At 57.6% G+C, this 16,947-nt stretch carries 16 protein-coding genes and 1 tRNA gene; 5 read left to right on the top strand and 12 right to left on the bottom strand.

Annotation, left to right across the window (positions count from 1 at the left end):
- The first annotated feature begins 66 nt into the window (after positions 1-66).
- A complete protein-coding gene (locus BCS36_RS07370; protein ID WP_291302261.1) occupies positions 67-1,242 on the top strand; it encodes a hypothetical protein in 1,176 nt (391 codons plus the stop codon).
- Between the two features lie 347 nt (positions 1,243-1,589).
- Here the strand turns inward: BCS36_RS07370 and BCS36_RS07365 are convergent.
- The 8 genes from BCS36_RS07365 to BCS36_RS07330 form a co-directional block, all read right to left on the bottom strand.
- Positions 1,590-1,665 (bottom strand) — tRNA-Thr (locus tag BCS36_RS07365).
- A 198-nt stretch (positions 1,666-1,863) separates the two neighbouring features.
- Positions 1,864-2,244 carry a hypothetical protein gene (locus BCS36_RS07360; protein WP_291302260.1) on the bottom strand — a complete coding sequence of 127 codons (381 nt, stop codon included), beginning with the start codon at positions 2,242-2,244 and terminating at the stop codon, positions 1,864-1,866.
- 225 nt (positions 2,245-2,469) lie between these two features.
- A complete protein-coding gene (gene gluQRS, locus BCS36_RS07355; RefSeq protein WP_291302259.1) occupies positions 2,470-3,444 on the bottom strand; it encodes a tRNA glutamyl-Q(34) synthetase GluQRS in 975 nt (324 codons plus the stop codon).
- A 215-nt stretch (positions 3,445-3,659) separates the two neighbouring features.
- Positions 3,660-4,769: a C40 family peptidase gene (locus BCS36_RS07350; RefSeq protein ID WP_291302258.1), complete on the bottom strand. Its 1,110-nt coding sequence runs from the start codon at positions 4,767-4,769 to the stop codon at positions 3,660-3,662.
- Between the two features lie 143 nt (positions 4,770-4,912).
- Complete coding sequence (locus BCS36_RS07345; protein WP_291302257.1) at positions 4,913-5,314, bottom strand: flagellar basal body rod C-terminal domain-containing protein; 402 nt, start codon at positions 5,312-5,314, stop codon at positions 4,913-4,915.
- 75 nt (positions 5,315-5,389) lie between these two features.
- Positions 5,390-6,178 (bottom strand): GTP cyclohydrolase FolE2, encoded by a 789-nt coding sequence (gene folE2, locus BCS36_RS07340; protein ID WP_291302256.1) that lies wholly within the window; start codon positions 6,176-6,178, stop codon positions 5,390-5,392.
- Complete coding sequence (gene nikR, locus BCS36_RS07335) at positions 6,178-6,594, bottom strand: nickel-responsive transcriptional regulator NikR (protein WP_291302255.1); 417 nt, start codon at positions 6,592-6,594, stop codon at positions 6,178-6,180. The genes folE2 and nikR overlap by 1 nt, the downstream gene beginning before the upstream one ends.
- A gap of 60 nt (positions 6,595-6,654) precedes the next feature.
- Complete coding sequence (locus BCS36_RS07330) at positions 6,655-7,353, bottom strand: methyltransferase domain-containing protein (protein ID WP_291302254.1); 699 nt, start codon at positions 7,351-7,353, stop codon at positions 6,655-6,657.
- A 320-nt stretch (positions 7,354-7,673) separates the two neighbouring features.
- Between BCS36_RS07330 and ilvA the strand changes: the two genes are divergently transcribed.
- Positions 7,674-9,212, top strand: a complete 1,539-nt coding sequence (gene ilvA, locus BCS36_RS07325) for a threonine ammonia-lyase, biosynthetic (RefSeq protein WP_291302253.1) — start codon at positions 7,674-7,676, stop codon at positions 9,210-9,212.
- A 402-nt stretch (positions 9,213-9,614) separates the two neighbouring features.
- Here ilvA and BCS36_RS07320 read toward each other — a convergent pair whose 3' ends face one another.
- The 4 genes from BCS36_RS07320 to BCS36_RS07305 all read right to left on the bottom strand — a co-directional run bounded on the left by BCS36_RS07320 (position 9,615) and on the right by BCS36_RS07305 (position 12,571).
- Entirely contained in the window at positions 9,615-10,283 is a 669-nt protein-coding gene (locus BCS36_RS07320) for an amino acid ABC transporter permease (protein WP_291302252.1), read from the bottom strand.
- Between the two features lies 1 nt (position 10,284).
- Positions 10,285-11,043, bottom strand: a complete 759-nt coding sequence (locus BCS36_RS07315) for an amino acid ABC transporter ATP-binding protein (protein ID WP_291302251.1) — start codon at positions 11,041-11,043, stop codon at positions 10,285-10,287.
- Positions 11,044-11,046: 3 nt separating this feature from the next.
- On the bottom strand, positions 11,047-11,739 hold the full coding sequence (locus BCS36_RS07310) for an amino acid ABC transporter permease (protein ID WP_291302250.1): 693 nt from the start codon (positions 11,737-11,739) through the stop codon (positions 11,047-11,049).
- A gap of 88 nt (positions 11,740-11,827) precedes the next feature.
- The gene (locus BCS36_RS07305) at positions 11,828-12,571 is read right to left on the bottom strand and encodes an ABC transporter substrate-binding protein (RefSeq protein WP_291302249.1); all 744 of its coding nucleotides are present in this window, start codon (positions 12,569-12,571) and stop codon (positions 11,828-11,830) included.
- 375 nt (positions 12,572-12,946) lie between these two features.
- Here BCS36_RS07305 and wbaP point away from each other — a divergent pair, with 375 nt between their 5' ends.
- From wbaP to BCS36_RS07290, 3 genes are all read left to right on the top strand, one after another.
- On the top strand, positions 12,947-14,353 hold the full coding sequence (gene wbaP, locus BCS36_RS07300; protein WP_367209277.1) for an undecaprenyl-phosphate galactose phosphotransferase WbaP: 1,407 nt from the start codon (positions 12,947-12,949) through the stop codon (positions 14,351-14,353).
- Positions 14,353-15,510, top strand: coding sequence for a glycosyltransferase family 9 protein (locus BCS36_RS07295; protein WP_291302247.1), 1,158 nt, complete (start codon positions 14,353-14,355; stop codon positions 15,508-15,510). The genes wbaP and BCS36_RS07295 overlap by 1 nt, the downstream gene beginning before the upstream one ends.
- A gap of 78 nt (positions 15,511-15,588) precedes the next feature.
- Positions 15,589-16,749 (top strand): aminotransferase class I/II-fold pyridoxal phosphate-dependent enzyme, encoded by a 1,161-nt coding sequence (locus BCS36_RS07290; RefSeq protein WP_291302246.1) that lies wholly within the window; start codon positions 15,589-15,591, stop codon positions 16,747-16,749.
- The last annotated feature ends 198 nt before the right edge of the window (positions 16,750-16,947 follow it).

Raw genomic sequence — 16,947 nt, 5'->3', positions numbered from 1 at the left:
ATGGCTTGCGTCTATTTTACTGCCAATACGTCTACGTGAATTTTATTTTCAATATATGGAGATGGCATGGCAAGTTTCCTTCAGTGGCGAAAGGGCTTCCCCGGATTGTTGTGGAGCATCTGCCAGCGTGAGTCCCGGATTAAGGTGTTTACCCGCTGGCGCGACGCAGGCTTTGACGCCCCGCAGTTGCTGAAAAACGCCGCGTTCAGAAAGAATGCGGTAATGGAGCACGATTATCCCCTGCTTGTGGAATTTTGGGATATGATTCATGCTGGAAGGCCAGCCGCCGTAATCTTTCGGCTGAAACATGACGATGGACGCAAGCCGCTGATCCTGCAGGGCTGGCCTGAACCGGAGCAGGACGTTTACAGCGGCTTTCTCAAAGAGGCCTATTTGCCTGGGGGATATAATTCCGCCTGTTATAACGCCCAGTTGAAGATGCGCCTGGGGGACGCCGACTATCCGGTATTTACCGTGGATCTGGAAAATCAGACGCTGTATGACGCCAATAAGGCGGCGCAGACGCTCTTTTTGGGCGAGGAGCAGGCAGAGCGGGCGCTCGTGCTGGATGATGTGGTGCCGCAATCGTTGATGACAGGTTTTTCAGCAGCAATGGAAAAGGCTGTGGAGCGGGACGCATGGTCGGGAAAACTGCTGCTTGGCAATGGCGAGCGGGGTTTGTTTTCCGCCCATGTGCGGCTTACCTTGTGGGGTGAGACAGGCAAGGAAGTGGTGCGGGTTGCGTTGGTCAATGTTGATGCAAGGCCCCCGAAGCTTGAAGAAGACGGCGCGCTGTCGCTCTGCACTGAAGAACTGCGTCCAGCGCTCAAAAAGTTGCACAATCTCTGCAAGCCGGAAGTTGACGGGCTGATGCTGTCGCATATTCAGATGGGCAGCGGGCGTGTGGCCGTATATGGTGTGGGTTCGGTATTCGACAGCCTTGAGTGGGGGACCCTCCATGCCTATGAAGGCACGATAGCCCAGGATATTCAGCGCTACAGCCTCAGCTCGCTTATTGTTGAAGATACGCTCGACAGTGTTAAATCCATTGACTGGGCCTTGTTTGCCCCATTGGGCATCCGTTCGTATTTTGCCAAGCCGTTTTACGCCGAGCATGGGCTGCACGCTGTGCTCATTCTTGCGGCCAAACGACAGCGCGGCTTTGGTGCGGAAGCAGAGGCCATGTACGCGGATGTGGCCTCAGCTTTCGGGCAGTTGATGCTGCGCTGGAGAACTTCCTGATCGGGCGAATCAAGGGTATTGCGAACAACGCAGCCATATTTTGTGAAAATATGGCACGGGCTGTCCGGCATCTTTGCGTCCAGCTGTGTGTAGTTGCGTGCAGTTTACGCCATCGGCGTCAACAGTGCTGCGTGTGTTGCACAGGGATACAAACACAGGCAACGGTATGCGTGTATTGGGGGCGCATCAGGCGGGGCCTACGGTGCCCCCGTGCAGGCTCGCCCGACGGGGACGCCCCATAGTGGATTTTGGGTGCGATAAAAAGGGTCTGGTATGGCGCGGATGCAGCCAGGCTGGAATTTTCCATAAAAAAAGGGCTTACGCTGTGCGTAAGCCCTTTGATTTTATGGAGCCGCCTATCAGATTTGAACTGATGATCTACTGATTACGAATCAGTCGCTCTACCAACTGAGCCAAGGCGGCTTGAGAAATGTTTTTTGTGCCGGGCGAAAGGGCCATTGAATCATGTTCGTGGCAGCAATCCGTCCATCAGGTCTATGCGGAAAAACTGCTGCCGAGCCCCATGAGGCGCTTCAGCGGCTCAGTCCGTAAACCAAAACCGGCGACCGGGAACTATTGCCAAAAAAATATCCGTTTGTCAAGGCAAGCTGGCGGGCAAGGTCATGCCTTTTCGATAATCAGGGGAATAGCGTGCAGTTCACGGCTGACTTCTTCAGTATGCCCCAGCTTCCAGTGGACGCTTTCAGCCGGCCACCCCAGTTCCTGGGCCACCGCGCGCGCGACCCCTGCCACGTTAAGGATGGGATGGCGCTGGAATACCTGCGGCAGGCCATAGGTCAGGTTGCAGACGAGGCATTTGCCGGGGCGTTGGCGCAGTTCAAAAGCCAACTGGGCTTTATCGGGGCTTACCTCGCGGCAGACAAGGCCAATATCGTAAGCGCCTTCTTCAGCGCCGCCAAAGAGCGCGTCGAAAAAATCATCCGCCCGCGAAGCAGGGAATATTTCATCCAGTAAAGTTTGATTCAGATTTTGCGAAGTCATGCACTCCCCCCATCAGGTTACGGGATTCGCTGTCGTTGAAAAAAGACCGCGGATCAGACGCCCGCCGTGAAGGCGTTAGCGTAATTTATGTGCGTGGTTAAGCATTGCAACCGGCGTGTCGTACCCCTTTGAGAATGGCATCCTCAGGGGCAATCTGCTCCTGGCCGTTCACTTTTGCAAAGCGGGAGCTTTTGCCCCATGCCGCTTCACACCCGTGGCGGTCTGTTACAGCAGATCACGCAAATGACTGTTTTGCAGGCGTACGTCCTGCCTTGGCAGACGGCTCCAGTCAAAGGCTGGCAAAAGCTCCGCCGGGCTGACGGCGCGCGCGGAAGCTCCAAGACCGGCCAACATGCCAAGCAAGCCCACGATACGGCGCGGATCAACCCCCTGTTCCCGCAGATACCGCAGAGACAGGCTGTTGTGGCGCTTGGCCAGGCGCTCTCCTTCTTCGTCAAGAAGCAGAGGCACGTGAGCGTAGGAAGGCGCACCATAGCCCAAGATATGAAGAAGCGCAATCTGGCGTGCCGTGGAGGGCAGGATGTCTCGTCCTCGCACGACCTGCGTCACGCCCATAAGAGCGTCATCAACAGCAACGGCAAGCTGATACGCCACTACGCCGTCAGAGCGGCGCAGAGCGAAATCGCCTCCGCAGTCGGTAAGAAAAAATGTTTGCGGCCCAAGCAGCAGGTCGGTGAACGATATGGGCGTTTCAGGGCAGCGCAGGCGTATGCTGGCCCGACGTCCGCTGCGGATCAGCGCCCCGATATGTTCTTTGCCCAGGTTGCGGCAGGTTCCAGGGTAGGGCGCGCCCGCGTCATCAAGGTGCGGGGCCGCAGCAAGCTGGCGCAATTCCTTGCGGGTGCAAAAGCAGGGATAGGTGGCCCCCGCCTTTTCCAGCTGCGCCAGAACCCCGGCATATATTGATCCGCGTTCGCTCTGCACGTATGGGCCGCAAGGCCCACCCACATCGGGGCCATAATCCCAGTCCAGGCCAAGCCAGTGCAGATCCTCCAGAAGGGACGCCGCATATTCGGGCCGTGACCGTTGCGGGTCGATATCTTCAAGGCGCATGACCAGCCGCCCGCCTTGCGACCGCGCGGCCAGCCAGGCCAGCAAAAAAGCCCAGGCGTTGCCCATATGGATATGGCCGGTAGGGCTTGGCGCAAGTCTGCCGCAGGGGCTCGATGTTTGATGCATGGCTGCTGGTGTGGCTTGGTGGGCAGTGGCTGCCGCTGTCAGCAAAAATATACTACGGTGAAATATCGCAGGCGCATTTGTTTTGATGCCGCACGCTCAGGGTGGGATTCAGGGCGATGCCAAGGGCGTTTTGCCTGCTGGGCAGCGCCGGTGCTCTGATTTCAGTCCTGCATGCGCTGGCGGGCAAGGCCCGCCGCGCAATCAATCACTGCCTGTCAAGAATTATCGCCCTTGCCCTTGGGCTGGTCTTTTTTGCTCTTGGGCTCTGCCTTGGTAGCCACCTTGGCCGGAGCGGACTTCTTGCTTTCGCTTTTTTTGGTCTCGGCCTTCTGGCTGGAAGACTTGGCGGCCTTGTCCTTATCTGCCGAAGCCTTGCTTGAGCTTGCCTGGGCGCTGGATTTTCCCGAACTGGCCTGGGCGGAAGCTTTACTGGATTTTTCAGATGAGGAAGCCTTGCTGGATTTTTCAGAAGCAGAGGCCTTGCCGGATTTTTCGGAGGAGGAAGCTTTGCCGGACTTTTCAGAAGAGGAAGCCTTGCCTGATTTTTCAGAAGCGGAAGTCTTGCCGGATTTTTCCGAAGCAGAAGTCTGCTGCCGTGTCGTCGAGCTGCTTTTTTTATCGTTGCTGGCGACCTGTACTACCTTGTCCTTCTTCTTGCCCCGGCTGTCATCGCGTTTGTCGCCGCGCGAGCTGGTTTTGCCAGCCTTTTTCTTTTCGCGGGACAGTTCGCGCACAGCCCGTTCTTCCGCATAGTCGTTAAGGCGGCTTTCTGCCTGGGCTATCATGGTGTCGCCGCCCTCAACCTTTACGCGGCGCGCCCCAAGAAAGGTGCTCTTGAAGTAGGGATCGTCAAGCGAGTTGATGCGCACGCGTGTACGCTTGTGGGGACTGTGGATGAATTTGCCGTCACCAACATAGATGCCGGTGTGATAGCCACGGCGGGGATGACGGAAGGCCACAATGTCCCCTGCGCGCATATCCTCCACATTGTTGATGCGCTGCCCGATGACGGACTGTTCACGGGCAGTCCGGGGCAATTGCACGCCAACGCTTTTATACGTCCAGCACACAAAACCCGAACAGTCGAAACCGTCCGGGGTCGTTCCACCGCGCACATAGGGGGTGCCGATGGCGGATCTGGCCTTACGCAGTAACTGCTGGCTGGATTCCTGCTGGTTGGAGTCGAATGCAGCTTCATAAGAGCGGCGGAACCGCTCCGCATGCGGGGTGTTGATGCCATTGTCTCGCGAGCCACTTTTGGAGGCGCAGCCGAAAGCCAGCATGCAGGCCAGCATCAACACGCATAGTTTAAGACATTTTCCCATCAGCGCTCCACAAATGTTGTGCCGCCCGCTGAAAGCGGCGGCTAGTCAGTCAGAATGCGGGCATGCCCGGCGTCAACGGTCAGGGCTCAGCCCTTTGGTGTCTGGCCCGGTCCCGTGAGACCGGAGCATTTGTGCTTGTGGCGCTAGGCCTTGATATCCAGCAAGGTGCCAAGCATGGCGTCACCTGCGTGAACGACCGCTGCATTGGCCTTATACGCGTGCTGGGTGGTGATCATTGAAACCATTTCACGGCCAAGGTCCGTGCCGCTGGGGCTTGAAGCCTCAAGGGGCAGGCCTGAGGTCACGTCATAAACCGCTTGGGCCGCGTTGAATGACGTGCCGCCGGGGCCAGAAGAAGCGCCGCCCTGAAGCACTGCATCAAGGCGTACTCCCTGTCCCGCAGGGCCGGTAGCATAGACGGCACGCTGCGGCTCAAAGCCAGCTGTGCTGACATTGGCCACGTTATGAGACGCCACGGCCATTCCCCAGGAATGGGTGTTCATGGCTGATGCGCCCAATTGCATGCTGGTGCTGATACTGCTCATCACTTGTACCTTACGGCAGAATTAGCACAACCATCAGATGATTGCAAAAAACTTTTTTTGTATGCAGCGCCGGGGTCAGGCCGGTTTTTTGTCGCTCATGTGTCGCTCTATCCTTGCGAAAGCATTGTGGTTATGGATTGACTCCATACTTTCCACTTCAACACTGAACCATTCGACCTGTCCATGCTCTGAAAGACGCTGCGCCACATTGCGCACCACATCCTCCACAAAAGTGGGGTGGGCAAAGGCATACTCGGTGACGAATTTTTCATCCTCACGCTTGAGCAGGGTGTACACGGCTGAAGACCCGGAGGCTTCGGCTATGTCGATAAAATCTTCAAGCCATGAAAAAACCTTCATGCGCAGGTTCATGCGCACCATTGCCCGCTGGCTGTGCGCGCCCTCGTCGCTTATGGCCTTGGAGCAGGGGCAGACGGTCATAACCGGCACGTCGACCTCAAGGCAGAAGTGCTGACCCTCATCGTCCAGTTCGCCGGTGAGGCGGCACTGATAGCTGACCAGGGCTGGGATGCCCGAAGCGGGAGCTGATTTTTTTATGAAATAGGGAAAGCAGAAACGCGCGTAGGCCCGCCTGGCCTCAAGGCGCTGCTTGATGTCCAGCAACAGGCGGCGCACCGACTGATAGCTTATTTCAGCGTTCCACTGTTCCAGGGCCTCAACAAAGCGGCTCATGTGGGTGCCCTTGAACGCGGAGGGCAGGTCCACGCCAAGGTCCACGCTGGCCACTGTCTGCTGCGTGCCCTTGGTGCGGTCGCGTACCAGCAGGGGCAGGCGAAGTTCGCGCACCCCTACGCGGTTTATGTTCAGGGCCACCTGCGGGGCATGGCTTTGCACGTCTTCCATTATGCCAGGTCCTCTCCTGTGGTAGTGCCGGTAAAGGTGCCGTGCTTGACGCCGCGGCAGGCGATGAGCTTGTCGGCCAGGGCGCGCATGCGGTTGGGCTCCCCTTTGAGCACCAGGACCTCAAGGCAGTTGTAGTGGTCAAGATGCACATGCAGCGTGGTGACTATCAGGTCATGATCATCGTGCTGTATCTGCATGAGACGACGCGAAAGGTCGTTCTTGTGATGATCGTATACAAGGGTAAGAGTGCCCGCGCCATATGCGTCGCTGTTCCACTTTTCTTCCACCAGAGCCTTGCGGATGAGGTCGCGTATGGCTTCTGAACGGTTGGGATAGCTCTTGCGCCGGCAAAGTTCGTCAAAAGGTTCCAGCAGGTCTTCATCCAGCGAAACCCCAAAGCGTGCCAGATTTCCCATATCAGTATCCTGCGCCGTTTTCTTTATGAAAACGGGTGCGTTGTTTGTGTTGTCGCCGCGTCAGCCTCGGCGGATTTCCCATACCTGCACGGTGACAGGCACAGGCTGGGCGTAGAGGGCTTCCACTTTCTGGCCGTATACGCGCCTGCCCTGCCAGCCGCCGCTTTGCAGGGCGTGCAGAAAGGTTTCGTATACAGAGCGGCCCGGTTCGGCTACCCAGGCTGCGCCGTCCGGCGCGAGCGCGTGGTGTAAAAAGCGCAGCACCGGGGCCACAAAGCGCTTTTCATACATGATATCGCCGCCCCATACGCGGTGCATGCTTCCGGCCCGCAGGGCCGGGCTCCGCCAGTCCATAACGGTCCACAGGGGTTGGGGAACGTCATTGATTTTGGCGTTGAGCGCGGCAAAGCGCAGGGCATCTTCTTCATAGTCCATAGCGGTGACGCGCGCGCCAAGCCATTGGCCGACCATGGCCGTGAGCCCCAGACCGCAGCCCAGATCAAGGCAATCCTGCCCCGCGATTTCTTTCTGGCGGCTGTGAAGCCATGAGGCCAAAGCCACGCTGGAGGGCCAGAGCTCCGTCCAGTAGGGCAGACGCTCATCCTCGAAGTCACGGGAATCGGCGGTCATGGCCTCCCAAAGCTGTTCAAGGTCAGCGGCGCGGCTGAGCTGCCACAGCCGCCCGGCGGCGCGCACTGTTATGTGCGGCTGATAGGCCTGGAGTCCCTTGTCTTCATTGTGCGGATGTTCTGATGGCATATGTTTCTCTTACGGAGCATAGCCTAATGGGGTGAGCGTGTACAGAGCGTACAGCAAGGGGCATACGGCTGCTTCAGCATATGATTACGGCATGTTCCGGTAATCTGCCCGCACTGCGTACTGTGCCCGCTTATCGTGGTTGCTGCGTCGCGCGCGCCTGCTGCGGCATCGCTTTGACGGCAAAATTCAGCGTCATCGCGCTGTTCGGGGCTTGAGGTGTGGCGGCGGCAGGTATATAGGAAGTGAAACGGGTGAAATACCCCTTCCCGAACGGCTGCATGGCGGCCGTATCATTTTTTTGCTGCCGCAAGGATATATGCATGCACAAGCACAGCGAGTACCTGAACCGCATCCTGTTGAGCCGCGTCTATGACGTGGCGGTGGAAACTCCCCTTGATGAAGCCAAAACCCTTTCCCGGCGTCTTGGCAACCGAATTTTGCTCAAGCGTGAGGATCTTCAGCCTGTTTTTTCCTTCAAGCTGCGCGGCGCATACAACAAGATGGCCCGCCTGTCGCCGGAGGATCTGCGGCGCGGCGTTATTGCCGCCTCAGCCGGAAACCACGCTCAGGGCGTGGCTCTGGCGGCCCGTCGCCTCGGTTGCGAGGCCACCATCGTCATGCCCGTGACCACGCCTGCCATCAAGGTGGATGCGGTGCGCCGTCTGGGTGGGCAGGTGGTGCTTTCAGGCGAGTCTTTCAGCGATGCCTGGCAGCACACGCTTGACCTTATCAAGGAGAGCGGCTGCATTTATATTCCGCCGTTTGACGACCCTGACGTCATTGCAGGGCAGGGCACCATAGGCATGGAAATTTTGCGCCAGCATCCCGGCGACATACATGCCGTCTTTGTTCCCATCGGCGGCGGCGGCCTGGCGGCTGGCGTGGCCGCCTATATCAAGAACCTGCGCCCGGAAATCCGGGTTATCGGTGTGGAGCCTGTTGACTCCGACGCCATGCGCCGCTCGGTCATGGCCGGGCACAGGGTTGAGCTGCACGATGTGGGCCTTTTTGCCGACGGTGTGGCTGTAAAGCTTGTGGGCGAGCATACCTTTGGCCTGTGCCGCGACCTTTTGGACGATATCATCGTGGTGAGCACCGATGCCATCTGCGGCGCCATAAAGGATATTTTTGAGGATACGCGCCTGGTGGCCGAACCCGCTGGAGCCCTGGCCCTGGCTGGCCTGCGCGCCTACGCGTCAGAGAGCGGCCTGCGCGACGCCACCCTGGTGGCTGTTGTCAGCGGAGCCAACATGAACTTTGACCGGCTGAGCCATGTGGTTGACCGTTCAGAAATCGGCGCGCACCGTGAGGCCCTTCTGGCAGTGACCATCCCGGAAGCCGTGGGCAGCTTTCGCGCGCTGTGCGCCTCATTTGGCAACCGCAATATTACCGAATTGTGCACCCGCTTTTCTGATCCGGAAAAAGCGCGTGTGCTGGTGGGCATCAAGATCAGCGGGCGCGACGATGTCGCCGAAGTTCTGGCTGAACTGCGCAGTAAGGGATTTGAGGCCATTGACCTGACGGACAACGAACTCGTCAAGATGCATTTGCGGCATCTGGTGGGCGGCAATGCGCCCCAGATTCTGCACGAGCGGCTGCTGCGCTTTACCTTTCCTGAACGGCCCGGCGCGTTGCTGGACTTTATGGACGCCATGCGCGTGGATTTCAGCATCACCCTGTTCCAGTACCGCTACCACGGAGCGGATTTTGGGCGGGTGCTGGTGGGCTTCGAGGCTCCGGAAGAAAAGCGCGAGGCCTTTGAAGACTTTTTGCAGCGTGTGGAGCGCATGGGCTACCCCCATGTGGAAGAGACGGACAACTCGGCCTATAAGATGTTTCTGGGGTGGCACGAAGGTTAGGGCTGTCTCTAAATAGTTCTTTTGTCCAACTGGCTGCGTCAAAAGGCCCTTTTTTACTCCGGTCATGTACCGTAAGAGTACATTCCTTTCGCAAAAAAGCCTTTTTCCTTGCCCTTGGAGTAAAATCATTTATTTAGAAACAACCCCTAGGGCGATTTTATTTTAAACTTGCCCTGGGCGGTACTGACCCCCCGCTGGCAAAGAATTGAAATATGAAAGGGCGCACGTTACCGTGCGCCCTTTCATATTATTATTTTGGCATTGCGGCCAAAGCGCAAAAGGGAAACCCTTGGCGCGAATAGACAGTAAGAATTTTAGGGGGTGGGGGGTGTGGGGGAGGGACCCTTTTGCAAAAGGGTCCCTCCCCCACCAAGCATTTCAAAATGAAGTCGCGTTAGCGCGTTAGCGCGCGCCGAAGCCCGGCACGTGGAAACGGTGCTCCAGCCAGCGCAGAAAGAAGGTGGCCAGAGTGACCATGCCCAAATAGTACGCCCCAACTGTGATGAAAACCTCGGTAAAGCGGAAGGTGTCCGAGGCCACGACCTTGCCTTCGCCCATAAGTTCCATACAGGTGACGAGGTAGGCCAGGGAGCTGTACTTGATGAGATAGATTATTTCATTGCCGCAGCCGGGCAGAGCACGACGGGCGGCCTGGGGGATGATGATCCAGGTCACGGTCTGCCATGTGCTGAACCCCAGCGCCTCGGCGGCACGTATCTGCCCCTGGCGGATGGAAAGCAGCGCCCCGCGCACGTATTCGCTCTGATAGGCTGCGGTGCACAGAATAAAGCTTGTAAGCGCAGCCCCATAGGGCGGAAAGAATATGCCAAGCTTGGGCAGGGCGTAATAGATCATCATCAACTGCACGACCAGAGGCACGCCGCGTACTATGGCCGTAAACCAGTCGCCCAGGCGTCGCAGCCAGCGCGGGCCGAAAGAACGGGCGCAGCCGAGAAGCACCCCGCCCACAAAACCCAGGCTGCCAGCGGGAATAATGAGAGCCAGCGAAACGAGCAGCCCCCTGTTAAGGGCAGGGATAAGCTCATTGCCGAAAAAGGCCGTGTCCAGCACTCTAGCCCCCCATCTCCAGCAGGCGCTGGCAGAAGTCGCGCGTGCGCGTGGCGGAGCCTTCGGCCAGCAGCACATCGGGCGCGCCCTGTTCAATAAGCCTGCCTTGCTCCATAAATATGATTTCCGTGGCCAAGGCGCGGGCAAAATCCATCTGGTGGGTGGCCATGATCATGGTCATCCCGCCGCCGGCAAGGTCACGTATGACGGCCAGCACTTCGCCCACCAGTTCGGGGTCCAGAGCCGAGGTGGGCTCGTCAAGCAAAATGACCTTTGGGTCCATGGCCAGAGCGCGGGCCATGGCCACACGCTGTTTCTGGCCGCCCGAAAGCTGCGCGGGGTAGAGCAGGGCGCGGCGGGCAAGGCCGACGCGAGCGAGTTCTTCGTGCGCGCGGGCCTTGGCGTCCTTGTGGTTCATGCCGCGCACCTTGCGCAGAGCTATGGCCACGTTTTCTTCAGCCGTGAGGTGGTCAAACAGGTTGAAATCCTGAAAGATCATGCCCACCTGCGCGCGAAAGGCGCACAGGGCGGGTTTGCTTGTGCGGTCGAGCCGCTGGCCCTCAAGGTAGATGTCGCCCGCATCGGGCGGGATGAGGCAGTTGATGCTCTGAAGCAGGGTGCTTTTGCCCGCGCCTGAAGGCCCGATGAGCACCTTGAGTTCCCCGCGGCGCACCGAGAGGCTGCAATTGTTCAGAATGGGCTTGCCGCCCAGCATCTTGGAGATGCCCTCAACGCGCAGAATAGCTTGTTCGTCCACATTCATGGCTTATCCCACACCCATGCCTTCCATGCTCATTCCTGAGGAATAGCCCGGCACATGGACTTTGTCTTCCAGGCGGCGCAAAAGCTTGAGCACCACCAGAGTCAGCAGAAAATAAATGCAGCCCGCCGCCGCGTAAAGGGCCAGGTGTTCGTGCGTGCGCGCGGCCACGAAGGACGTTCTGGCCATGATATCCTGCGTGCCGAGAACGTAGCAGATGGCTGAATCCTTGAGCAGGATGGAAAATTCGTTGGCCCATCCGGGTATGGAAAGGCGCATGGCCTGGGGCAGGATGATGCTGCAAATGCCCGTGCCTTCGCCCATGCCAAGAGCGCGGGCCGCATTAAGCTGCCCCTGGGGCAGGCTTTCAATGGCGCCGCGAAAAATCTGTGACTGGTAGGCCGTGCTGGTACAGCCGAGCACAAGACAGCAGATCAGAAAAGGATCTGCCGGAAGGCCCAGGCTGATGAAAAATCCGTAGCACAGAAAAAGCAGCACAAGAATGGGTACGCCACGGAAAAACCATACATACAGCGCCACCATCCGGCGCAGCCATGGGCCGCCGTATACCTGAGCCACAGCCAGAGGCACGCCGAGCACGAGCCCCATGGCCAGAGAAATGGTCACATTGCCAACTGTGACCAGACCGCCGCCCAGTATGGAGGGGAGAGCGTTATAAACTACAAGAAGTGAATCCATTGTGGAGTTTGCCGTAGGTTGGGCAGAACAGCGCGGACCGCCGGGATATCCGACGATCCGCGTCTGCCGGTCTGCGCTTTTGCGCTGCTTACTTGCTCAGATACTTTTTCTGAAGCTCCTGCCAGTAAGGATCGGCCATGAGCTTCTTGTAACCGTCATTGATGAGCTTGTGCAGGTCCTTGTCGCCCTTGCGCATGGCAACGCCGAACTTGTCGGGTTCACCGTGCGTGCCGGCCTTCTTGACGGGCCGTCCCTTGGAGATGGCGTCGTCAGCGGGCAGTTCGTCCATAAGGGCCGCATCAATGCGGCCATTGAGCAGGTCTTCCACCGCCAGCGGAGCGGATTCATAGAAGCGCAGTTCAAAGGGATAGCCCTTTTCCTGCTGTTCCTGCTTGATGGCGTTGGCTTCGGAAGTGCCGCGCTGCACGCCGAGCTTGACCTTCTTGGTCAGCACGTCCTGCGGGGTCAGCGTGGAGTTTGCGGGCACAAGAAACACGCGCGAAACCGTCCAGTACGGATCGGAAAATTCCACGACCTTGGCGCGTTCGGGGGTGATGCTCATTCCCGAATCCACCATGTCGATCTGTTTGGCCACAAGAGCGGGAATGATGCCGTCCCAGGCCATGGGCTTATGGGTTATCTCAAAGCCCATTGTTTTGGCGATCCAGTTGAGGGAGTCCACGTCAAACCCGGCGGGCTGGCCGGTCTTTTCGTCCACATAGGCGAAAGGCGGATAGTTGGGGTCAATGCCGTTCACATAGCTTTTTTTGGCAAAAGCGGGCACGGCGGCCATAACGGCAGCCAGCAGGGCGCAGACAAGAAATTTTTTCATGCTCAGTTTCCCCCTCGGAATATGGCGGTGGCCGTTGGCGGTTGAGCCATGCCGGACATGGCGGCAACCGTCTAAGGATGGACATGCGCATTGCGGACAAAACCACAAAACGCACAGGCGCGTCAGCTGGCAGATTGTGGGCCTGCCGCCGCGCGGTCTACGGCAAAACAAGGAATTTATCTAACAGATGCTTGCCCGTGACGCAAGGGCGGGGCAGGCGGCCATGTTGTTATTTGCAGGAGGAATGAATATAATGTATTTATGTGACAGTACGTATCGCGTATTGCAAAACCTGTCGAATGCTCAGCATATCGTGGCCCTGAATAATCTGACTGGCTCCGACCAGCTTTTATCCCACAACGTTTTTTGGGCTTAATGATTATGACGAAAACCTCGTGTTGGGAATCGCTTTCCGCTTTTATTGGCATTTCAGCCCAAAAGCTCTTACTCTGTTTTTTTGACATGCTGGCCCTCCTGGGAACAGCCATGCTTGTTTTTTTTGCGCGCGCGGCCTTTGGCGGTCTTGACCCGGTGCTGTACCACTGGGTCGTGCCCATGCTTTTGATCGGCCCCATTTTTGGAGCGGGCCTGGGGCTTTATCAAAGCATAAGTCCCGCACCGCACCGTGAACTCAGGGCGCTGTTCCAGCTGGTGAGCCTGTTGTACGCCATTATTCTCGCCGTGCTTTTTCTGTCAAAAACCGGCGACGCATACTCGCGCATCGTCATTATGGGCAGTTGGGCGGCAACGCTGGTCACCATGCCTCTTGCGCGGTATCTGTGTCGGCGTCTTTACGCCCGCAGGCGTTGGTGGGGCAAGCCTCTGGTTATTTTCGACCACTGTAGCGAAGGGCGCGAATTGTGGCGCTATCTCAAACGGCATCCCGAAAGAGGTCTGAACCCCATAGCCATTTTTGACCTGCCAGATACTGCTGAAGAAATGCGCGTGCTGTTTGCTTCGATATCAGCGCGCTATCCCAAGGCCATGGCCCTGCTTCTGCAAAAAATAGGGCAGGCGCAAAAGACGGATGTCATTACCGAAGCTTGCCGTTATTTCAGCAATACACTGGTCGTGCCGTCTTTTGGCGGCGGCTTCAGGGTACACTGGCTGACGCCGCGTGATCTTGGCAGCGCTGTGGGCCTGCTGGTGCGGCAGAATCTGCGCGACAAACGGCGGCTTTTCATCAAGCGCGGTCTTGACCTTGTTTTATGCCTTTTGGGCTCGGTGGTACTCTTGCCGCTGGGGGCGGCCCTGGCTCTTATCATCAAGATGGACAGCCCCGGGCCGGTCTTTTACCGCCAGAAGCGCATTGGTCAGCACGGCAAAGAGATCCGCATCTTTAAATTTCGTACCATGGTCAATGACGCGGACAAGGTTCTTAAAGACATGCTGGCCTGCGACGAGGCTCTGCACAAGGAATGGACCTGCGACCGCAAGCTCAAATGCGACCCCCGTGTTACCCGTGTGGGCCACATGCTTCGCAAACTCAGCCTTGATGAACTGCCGCAGCTTCTCAATGTTGTCATGGGCGACATGAGCCTTGTGGGGCCGCGCCCAATCGTGCAGCCCGAAGTGGACAAGTACGGCCAGGTTTTTGAGGAATATTGCATGGTCAAGCCCGGCATTACGGGTTTGTGGCAGGTTTCGGGGCGCAACAACACCACCTATCAGGAACGCGTGAATTTTGATCAATACTATATCAATAACTGGTCTGTGTGGATGGACCTGTGGATATTGATCAAAACTGTGCCCGTGGTGACCCTCGGATACGGAGCCTACTGATGCGAGAGCGCGGTAACAGGCTTCACCGTTTTCTTGACCGCTGGGCAGGCATTCCTTTGACTCTGTGCTCTGCCGGTTTGCGGGCTGCGGCAGGCACCTCGTCACTCAACGCGCTAGTGGAGCCGCAACGGGTTGGTTTTCTTTGTCTGGGCGCTATCGGCGACCTTTTGCTGTTTTCATCCGTCATTACGGCATTGCGCAAACGTCTGCCCAATGCGCGTTTTTATCTTCTGACCACAAAGGGCAATGCAGCCACAGTCCCCCTCATTCCCGAAATTGACGAGAGCGCCGCTTTCAGCGTGCGCCAGGTGCCAGCCATGCTAACATGGCTGCGTGAAAAAAGACTGGACGTATTGATCGACAGCAGCCAGTGGCCCAGACTGGGCGCTGTTTTAAGCAATCTGTCCGGAGCAAACCGCACGGTAGGCTTTAGCACGCCTGGGCAGTGCCGCTCCTGCGGTTATTCCCATAAGGTTCCGCACTGTTCTGACAGGCATGAAGTGGAAAACTTCATGGCTCTGGGCAAAGCCCTGTTTCCTGATCTTGAGGGGGTTCCGGAACTGAATCTGCCGCAAGAATCCCCTGTCGATGCGACCAGGGTAGACCGCAGGCTTGAGGCTTTGTCTGGCGGCAGTCTTCCTCGTGTTTATATGCACATGTGGCCTTCAGGCATCCACGCCTGGCTCAAGGAATGGCCCGCCGAACATTGGGCCGAGTTGGCCGAAATCTTACAGGAACGCGGGTTCCAGGTCTGCCTTACTGGCGCGCCGGGTGATGTGCAGCGCAATGCGGCTTTTCTTGAAGCGCATGCGGGCTGTGCCGCAGTGTCTCTCGCTGGAGAACTTTCGTTGCCGGGGCTTGCCTGGATGTTCTCCCGGGCGGCCGCCGTGGTTTCTGTAAATACGGGGACCATGCACCTGGCGGCTCTGGCGGGAGCGCCCACGGTGGGCTTGCACGGGCCTACCAATCCCTTGCGCTGGGGGCCGTGGGGCAAGGCTGTCCAGAGTCTGCTGCCCCGCACCGGGCGGTGCGCCTATCTTAATCTTGGGCATGAGTACCCCAAGCCTCTTGCGTCCTGTCTTGAGGGGCTGCCTGTGGATGACGTGGTTGAGGCCTTGAAGGCGCTGGGTGTTTTTGGTCCCGTATCTGAACGCTGACCTCCAGAAATTTTATCCTTCCTTTTCCAGATCCGCCGTCCAATTTCGGCAGAATAATTTTCTATCAGCAGGAATGCCATGCGTTTGCCCGATTTTGAGCTTGAAGTGTTTTTTGGCAAGTATGAATTTTCAACTCCATATCTGCTGGCCCAGTCGGACTGTGAATCTATGCGCATCGAGGACCTGCTGGCTCTGGAGCCTGATCCGGAAAAAGCCCGCAGGGATTTCATGCAGACGTGGCTCGGATACAGCCCCAATGATGGCGTGCCGGAACTGCGGCAGGCCCTGTCTGGTCTTTATGAAAAAATGGATTGGCAGGATGTGCTGCTCTTCAGCGGCGCGCAGGAGGGCATATTTGCCTGTATGAACGTCCTGCTTGAACCGCAGGACCATGTGATCTGCATGTTTCCGGCCTACCAGTCGCTGTATGAATTGCCGCGCGCCGTGGGCTGCCAGGTGGATTTTTGGCGTTTTGAGTCTTCGGGCGGCACGGAAGGCTGGCAGCTTTCAGTGGACGCGCTCAAGGCCCTGATCCGGCCAAACACCAAGCTTATTGTTGTCAATACGCCGCACAATCCCACAGGTTTTACTCTTGATGCGCATCAAGTTGGTGAACTCTGTGATCTGGCGCGACAACACGGCATATGGGTGTTTGCCGACGAAGTTTACAGGGGGTTGGGTCGCAACAGCCTTCCGGCTCAAGGGGACAGCGGATGCGAAGAGGGAGCGCCCTGGATATGCGACGTCTATGAACGTGGTATTTCCCTCGGCGTCATGAGCAAGGCCTACGGGCTTTCCGGGCTGCGTGTGGGCTGGCTGGCCTGCGCCGACAGCGCCTTAATGGACGGCATCAGCCGTTACAAAAATTATTTGAGCATATGCGGGGCCGCGCCATCTGAAAGCTTGGCTCTGCTGGCATTGAAGCACGGACCGCACATTTTGCAACGTAACAGAAACATCATCCAGAAAAATCTGCGAATTGCCGATGCCTTTTTTGCCCGGCATGCGAACAGGTTTACCTTCAACAGACCCCAGGCTGGCCCTGTGGGATTTCCTTCGCTGCACCTTGAGGAGAAGACAGAGGATTTTTGTGTGCGTCTTGCGCGAACAGCCGGGGTGCTGTTATTGCCCGGCAGCGTGTATGGAGTTACGGAGCCACATGTGCGGATGGGGTTTGGGCGCGAAAGCTTTGCCGAGAACCTGGCCATACTGGACGCATGGTTGCGCGATACAGTGTAAGCCGACGATACAGATCATGCCTTTACGTGCAAAAGCGCCCCGGAACCAAGGGTTCCGGGGCGCTTTTGTCATAAAAGGGATATGCATAAACAGCTCAGCCGTAAGGCTGTGAGAACGCGCAAAATACAATAAGAGTTTTAGGGGGAGGGGGTGTGGGGGAGGAGACCGTTTTGCAAAAGGGTTCTTCCCCCAAAAGTA

The sequence above is a fragment of the Desulfovibrio sp. MES5 genome (assembly GCF_002237645.1).
Taxonomy (GTDB): Bacteria; Desulfobacterota; Desulfovibrionia; order Desulfovibrionales; family Desulfovibrionaceae; genus Desulfovibrio.
This window is presented reverse-complemented; position numbering and strand designations above follow the sequence as displayed.